Here is a 6,777-nt window from a genome sequence, read left to right on the forward strand (position 1 = left end):
TTCTGGGCCTTTTTTTATGTCTGATTATCAATTTTTTTTGTATTCACATCTTCTTTTTGAAATAAATGATATGTTGTAACATATCTGTACGACCGTTAATTAAGCAATGAGATACTGATGAATCGATTACCCGTAACCGTCCTGTCTGGTTTTCTAGGTGCAGGAAAAACCACTGTTTTAAGTCATATACTGAACAATCGCGAGGGCAAGCGTGTCGCGGTGATCGTGAATGATATGAGTGAAATCAACATCGATGCATCGATGGTGCAAAATGAGGTGAGTCTAAGTCATCAAGAAGAAAAACTGGTCGAAATGAGCAATGGCTGTATCTGTTGTACCTTGCGCGAAGACCTTCTTGTTGAAGTGAATAACCTAGCGAAAGAAGGGCGCTTTGATTATCTGGTGATCGAATCAACGGGTATTTCAGAACCGCTACCCGTTGCAGAGACCTTCACTTTTGCCGATGAAGATGGCGTTTCACTGTCTGATGTTGCAAAGCTGGATACCATGGTAACGGTTGTGGATGCGCTGAACTTCTTAAATGATTATGACGAAGCAAGATCCTTACAAGAAACGGGCGAACATCTTGGCGAAGAAGATGAGCGCAGCGTAACCGATTTGTTGATTGATCAAATCGAATTTGCCGACGTGCTATTGATTAGCAAAACGGATTTGGTAGAAGAAACGGATATGGAGCGTTTAAGGGCGATTCTTAAGTCCCTGAATACCGAGGCGAAAATTATTCCGATCGCACATGGCAACGTCGATATTAACGAAGTGCTTGATACCAACTTGTTCGACTTCGAGCGCGCACAGCAGGCGCCCGGTTGGTTGAAAGAAATGCGCGGCGAGCATGTTCCAGAGACAGAAGAATACGGCATTAGTAGTTTTAGCTATGAAGCTCGAAGACCCTTTCATCCAAAGAAATTTTTCGACTTTCTGCACCACACTCAACAGTATGGAAACTTAATTCGTTCCAAAGGTTTCTTCTGGTTGGCGACCCGACCTCAGTTTGCAGGACAGTGGAGTCAAGCAGGCGGAATGGCGCGTTATGGTTTTGCGGGCATGTTCTGGAAAGCTGTGCCAAAAGAAAACTGGCCGCAAGATGAAGAGTATTTAGCTTCTATCGAAAAAATGTGGGAAGAACCATTTGGTGATATGCGCCAAGAGCTCGTGTTCATCGGACAAGGCTTAGATAAGCAGGCCATGACTGATGCCTTAGATGCTTGCTTATTGTCAGAAGATGACCTGTTAAAAGGCAAAGACTTTTGGGCAGAGCTAGAAGACCCATTTCCTGCATGGGAGTAGTGTCCTAGTTACGAACACAAACGTGTTTTGATCTGTTTAAAGTGCTTAAGCGGTTCATCTGCTTGAGCGCTTTTATTCTTGTTCTCATAGTATTTGATCGTTTGGTTTGCGTACCTCAGTGCGATCCGTTTTTCTTCTTCTGAATCATAGTGCCATATCTGCTCTCCGATATGACTGATTGCTGGATAATCACTGGTATGGCGTCCAGATTGGCTGATGAGCATCACTTCATAAATACGCCGATTCTCTTCAACAAGCGACTCTTTCACCATCTTAAATTCGAGTTCTGCCAAGCGCGTTCTTAGCTCGAGCAAGTGGCGCACAGGGCAAAGAAGAAAGTCGATCGATAGGCCTTTGTTTGCTTGTGTTAGTTGTTCAACCAGCTCTGTAGTTAGATCACCTCCAACGCCTGCAATCACTACAAGATGGCGTTGATCTGCATAGTTTTTGAGTGGCAACTGCTTCGTGTCGGTACAATGGGTTGTCCAATGCCTGTCGGACCTGTCGTTAATAGGGAAGTGTTTTTCTAATGTGTTTTGAAGTGATTCGATAATATCTGGAACGATATCTACAAAATGCACCTGAATACTGCTGTCTATTATAGACATACCTAACAAACCATGATCGCAGCAGCAATCCCATATATGGTCATAGTGATGCAGCCGTGCATGCTGTTTTATCGCACTTAAGCGTTTACCGATTTTCACTGAGTACTTTCAAATCTATGAGGCAGGATCTTACGTTTTAATATAGGCCGGTCTGGCAAATTAAGGCTATGCCAAAATCCTCTACGAGGTTAGTCTATTCCCTCGTGAGTTACACGTAATCAAATAAATCGAAAAATAACCATCATCTATGTGCGACCTTAAGGAAGAAATTAAATGACCGAGTCGATTATTTTACATCACTATGACAAGTCCCCGTATGCAGAAAAAATACGTCTAATGTTTGGCTTGATGAATACCTCTTGGCAATCGCTTCTCTCTCTACCTATTCCTCCGCGCCCAAATCTAGACCCATTAACGGGCGGGTACCGACGTATTCCTGTAGCGCAAATTGGTGCGGATCTTATCTGCGATACCGGCTTAATTGCTCAGGAAGTTTCTTGCCTAACTGGTAATGCAGATTTATCACCCGAAAATATGAGTGATGCGGCTAAAGCATTAATGGTCGAAGCGGAAGGCCCTGTGTTTTTTTCTGCGGTTGCAGCTGTACCACCGATTAAACTGATCGGCACAATGATTAAAGAATTTGGGTTTACGGGCACATACAAGTTTGTAAAAGATCGTACGGGTATGATGAAAGGCGGAACCACCAAGCCACCTTCGCACGAGAGGGCAAAAGGGTATATTGCGGGCCTGCTTTCAAAGTTAGAAGAGCATCTTGCTTCTAATGAGTGGATCAACGGAGAGTCAGCTTCGGTTGCAGATTTTGCGGTGTATCATCCGATTTGGTTGCACTTGAGCGCATCCCGCTCTGAGTTAAAAGCAGGACCAAATACAATACGTTGGTACACGGCGGTTACGCAGTTGGGTGAAGGAACACGACAGGAGATTACGCAAAACGACGCATTCTCTATCGCGAAAAGCTCAACACCACGTGCGTTGCCAGCGGAAGCAAGCGATAACGAATTTGAGCTTGGTCAAATGGTGAATGTGGCTCCGAGTGACTATGGTTGCGTACCTGTTGCTGGCAAGCTTGTAATGGTGTCGGAGGATCGCATTATTCTTGCACGCGAGACGCAAGAATTTGGTACTTTGCATGTCCACTTTCCACGACAAGGTTACGATATTTCTTGATAAGATCTTACCGCGTCATATAGCCGTATAACTAGCGCATAATGAAAGTTGTTAGTTAAAGGAAATGCCATGCTCACTGTCTTTTATGATGGAACTTGTCCACTCTGTGCTAAGGAGATGAACGCTTTGCGTGCCTATGATGAGAAAGCGAAACTTAATCTTGTCGACATCCATAGCGAGGCATTTTCTTCACATCCTGATATAGACCCAACGGCAGCTATGACGATTTTACACGGCAAGATCGACAATCAAATTATCTTGGGTCTAGATGTGACGGCAGCGGCGTGGAAGACGGTCGATAGAAAGCCTTGGGTTCAGGCCTTACGTTGGCCAGTGATTCGTTGGTTTGCTGATCGAGCCTACCTTTGGTTTGCGCGAAATCGTTATCGATTGTCTTGGATGCTAACCGGGCGAAGCCGCTGCGCGACAGGCCAGTGCGACATTCGAACCTCAAAAGAGGACAAGGCATGAAACGTATAGCAGTAGTAATTGGTGCGTCGGGCGGAATTGGTGGGGCATGCGTTGAGCATTGTTGTGCCGATGCAAACTATGTATCAGTGATAGCTGTTTCCCGATCAAACGCCGCTCTTTCATTCTCAGAGAATTCCAAACTTACTATCTTAGAAGCAGACTCTTCTAAACCTTCGATGGCCAATGTGGTGACCGAAGTGCTCATGCAAGCGAAACGAGTAGCGTCACTCGATGTTGATATCATTATCGCAACAGGCTTATTGCATACCGAAACCGGGTCAATAAAGGTTCAACCAGAAAAGCGTATTGAAGCCTTAGATATGCAGTCTGCCTTAACAGTGCTCGAGACGAATACTCTGATGCCGATGCTCTGGCTACAAGCATTTTCGCCACTGTTTGCGCTAAAACTCGATACACGAGTTTTGGTTTTGTCGGCCCGTGTTGGCAGTATTGGCGACAATCGCTTAGGTGGGTGGTACAGCTATCGGTCATCAAAAGCAGCCTTGAATATGATGTTGAAAACCGCTTCAACAGAATATGCACGGCGTTATCCTAATGTAAAGTTGATTGCCTATCACCCTGGTACAACTGACACAGGTCTCTCTAAACCTTTCCAAGCCAATGTGCCCGAAGGCAAACTATTCAGTCAGGACTACTCAGCTGAGCGCCTCATCGACGTTATGCAATCTCAAGCAATCGATAAGACTCTGTCATTTGTGGATTGGCAGGGCAAAAGTATTGAGTGGTAAGCATCAAGCATCATTATACTCGCTGATTTAAAGTCTTATTTTTTTTAATACATTTATAAAAAACGCACCCAACTTGGGCGGTCTTTCTTTGATCTGCTTAAGCTTAGTGCAGATGCATAAGTCTTTGTTCTATATTAGTTAATCTTTATCTTTAATAAGGTTATATAAAACAATTAGTTATAATATCTTAATAATGTAAATTATATTTTATTTTTGGCGGCATATTCTTTGCGACTACATAGTGATTTTTATTACTTTGTTGTCGGTTAAGCCAAGGAAAAGGACCTGCCCGAAAGTGAATACTTCTAGTTTGAGTTCCCATCTCGTTTTGATTTTTACTGCGATTATATTTGCTATTGGATTTAGTTACTTAGTGTCTGGCTTAAGCTGGAATCTGCTAATTATTGCGCTCCTAGGTACGCTACCGTGTCTTTTACTCATGTATCACACACGATCTATTCGCACCTTCGAATCATTAGCTCAGCATCTTGAAAACACGGATTCAAATTATCGCGATTTGCCGATCGAATCACTCTTAGCTGATAAGCATTTAAGTGTGTTGAGAAACTACTTTCTTAGTTATGCGAGAGCAGATCAGTCTATGGATGAATCGTCAGCTGAGTTCATTCATATGTCTCGAGAGCTCACAGCAAGTGCATTGTCGGTGTCGAGCAATGCTTCAAGTCAAAAGGGCGCGATTACGTCTTCAGCGGCTGCCGTCACTGAACTCAGCCAGAGCGTTAATGATGTCGCGTTACAAATTAAAAATGCCCATGAGGAAATAGAAAAGTCTCGGGCGCAAACAAGTAATGGCATTCAGCAAGCGCAGGGCGCGACGACCAAGATAAGTCATATGGTATCGCTGTCTCAGCAAAGCGAATCGTTGGTGGCTGAGCTTTTTGCGTTAACCGAACATGTGGCTACGATGTCTCAAATCATTGTAGATATTTCCGATCAGACCAACTTGTTGTCTTTAAACGCTGCGATTGAAGCGGCTAGAGCGGGCGAGCACGGTCGTGGCTTCTCTGTTGTCGCTGACGAGGTGCGTAACCTTTCAATTCGATCAAGAGAATCTGCCAATCAAATCACACAAAGTATTCATGATGTGCACACAAGAATGGCCGATGTTACCCGAATGTCTCGCAAAGTAATTGATGCCGCAGAAGACAATGCGAAGAGTATCGATTCGCTAGAAAGCTCGCTTGTATTGATTGATAAAATGGTGGATGAAATAGCGCATAACATGCTGGTGATCGCACAAGCATCAGGTCAGCAAAGTGTTGCGACCTTTGAAATCTCCGAAAACATGGAATCCTTGTTAGAACGCGCAAATAACAACACCTTAATCGCAGGTGAAACGGTAAAAATTGCCGAGTACCTCGCTGAAAAAGCAGAGCGTTCTCGTGGACATTCAGCTCAACTAGCAGAGGTATAAGACATGGAAGTTCTGGTATTTATGTGTGTTACAGGCATTGTTGCATTAGCGTATTTCTTGGTGTTTCTGCCTAAGCGTCGACAGTCACAACAACGCAATATTCTGAAAAGCTTAGAAATTGTTATGTCGCTTAAAGAACTCCTTATTTTGATACAACAACATCGGGGTCTTACCACAGGCTTTTTGCATGGTGATGCGCAGTTAGAACGGTCCATTGGGAATAAAAGGGCGAGTATTGATGAAAAATGGAAAGCGCTTGATGCTGCAAGTAATGAGCTTGAGAGCGATATGCTATATACGAGCATTAAATCGCACTGGGAGCGTTTAGCGACAGGCTGGCAACGTCAAACCGTGGCAAATAATATCGACCAACATAGTAGGCTGATTACTAATCTACTTTATCTGATTGAAAACCAAGCAGAGAATTATGGTCCTATGCTTCGGTTAGGGCGAGATTCAGGCCTTGATGTGATCTGGAAGGAACTGCTTGAGACCATTGAAGCGATCGGCCAAACGCGAGCCATTGGCATGGGCGTTGTAAGTGCTGGCGAAAGCTCAGTCATTGAGAGAATTCAGCTCAAATTTCTCGTTGATAAAGTGAAACATCGGGTTGCAGCGCTTGAGTCTTCATTTACTAAGAAGACGAGTCTTATGGGCAACAAAAAATGGGCGAGCTTATTTTTAAACGACGCTCAATTGCATGTTGAGCAGTTGTTATCATTCGTTGAATCGATGTTGTTAAACAACGATTTGAAATCTGTGACTTCCGAGACTTTCTTTGATCTAGCGTCCTCCGCGATTACACCCTTAGACAAATTGTTCATTGAAGCGGAAGAAAAAATAAAAGATCACCTCAAAATTTCTCCAATGCTTAACTAAGCCTTTCAATCCGAACATCAGACAAATGAAGATATATCTCAATACCTGTGTATTGTCATTTGTCACTTCGTTTTTTCCGTTGTTTTTCAACGGACTTTTTTTCACTACGAGAAACCCAAAGTACGTTTGAGCGCGT

The 6,777-nt window shown here is 43.7% G+C and carries 7 protein-coding genes; 6 read left to right on the top strand and 1 reads right to left on the bottom strand.

Annotation, left to right across the window (positions count from 1 at the left end; all coding sequences use genetic code 11):
* The first annotated feature begins 117 nt into the window (after positions 1–117).
* Positions 118–1,308: a zinc metallochaperone GTPase ZigA gene (zigA, locus tag A3739_RS08705; protein WP_068473975.1), complete on the top strand. Its 1,191-nt coding sequence runs from the start codon at positions 118–120 to the stop codon at positions 1,306–1,308.
* A gap of 8 nt (positions 1,309–1,316) precedes the next feature.
* Here the strand turns inward: zigA and A3739_RS08710 are convergent, their stop codons facing one another.
* Positions 1,317–2,015 carry a tRNA (adenine(22)-N(1))-methyltransferase TrmK gene (locus A3739_RS08710; protein ID WP_082878329.1) on the bottom strand — a complete coding sequence of 233 codons (699 nt, stop codon included), beginning with the start codon at positions 2,013–2,015 and terminating at the stop codon, positions 1,317–1,319.
* Positions 2,016–2,189: 174 nt separating this feature from the next.
* Here A3739_RS08710 and A3739_RS08715 point away from each other — a divergent pair, with 174 nt between their 5' ends.
* The 5 genes from A3739_RS08715 to A3739_RS08735 all read left to right on the top strand — a co-directional run bounded on the left by A3739_RS08715 (position 2,190) and on the right by A3739_RS08735 (position 6,641).
* Positions 2,190–3,107: a glutathione S-transferase family protein gene (locus A3739_RS08715; protein ID WP_068473971.1), complete on the top strand. Its 918-nt coding sequence runs from the start codon at positions 2,190–2,192 to the stop codon at positions 3,105–3,107.
* Positions 3,108–3,176: 69 nt separating this feature from the next.
* Positions 3,177–3,578: a thiol-disulfide oxidoreductase DCC family protein gene (locus tag A3739_RS08720; RefSeq protein ID WP_068473968.1), complete on the top strand. Its 402-nt coding sequence runs from the start codon at positions 3,177–3,179 to the stop codon at positions 3,576–3,578.
* Complete coding sequence (locus tag A3739_RS08725; RefSeq protein WP_068473966.1) at positions 3,575–4,327, top strand: SDR family NAD(P)-dependent oxidoreductase; 753 nt, start codon at positions 3,575–3,577, stop codon at positions 4,325–4,327. The genes A3739_RS08720 and A3739_RS08725 overlap by 4 nt, the downstream gene beginning before the upstream one ends.
* A gap of 295 nt (positions 4,328–4,622) precedes the next feature.
* Complete coding sequence (locus A3739_RS08730) at positions 4,623–5,762, top strand: methyl-accepting chemotaxis protein (RefSeq protein ID WP_068501047.1); 1,140 nt, start codon at positions 4,623–4,625, stop codon at positions 5,760–5,762.
* A gap of 3 nt (positions 5,763–5,765) precedes the next feature.
* Complete coding sequence (locus tag A3739_RS08735; RefSeq protein ID WP_068479905.1) at positions 5,766–6,641, top strand: nitrate- and nitrite sensing domain-containing protein; 876 nt, start codon at positions 5,766–5,768, stop codon at positions 6,639–6,641.
* Positions 6,642–6,777: the final 136 nt, after the last annotated feature.

The sequence above is a fragment of the Oleiphilus sp. HI0067 genome, from assembly GCF_001635735.1.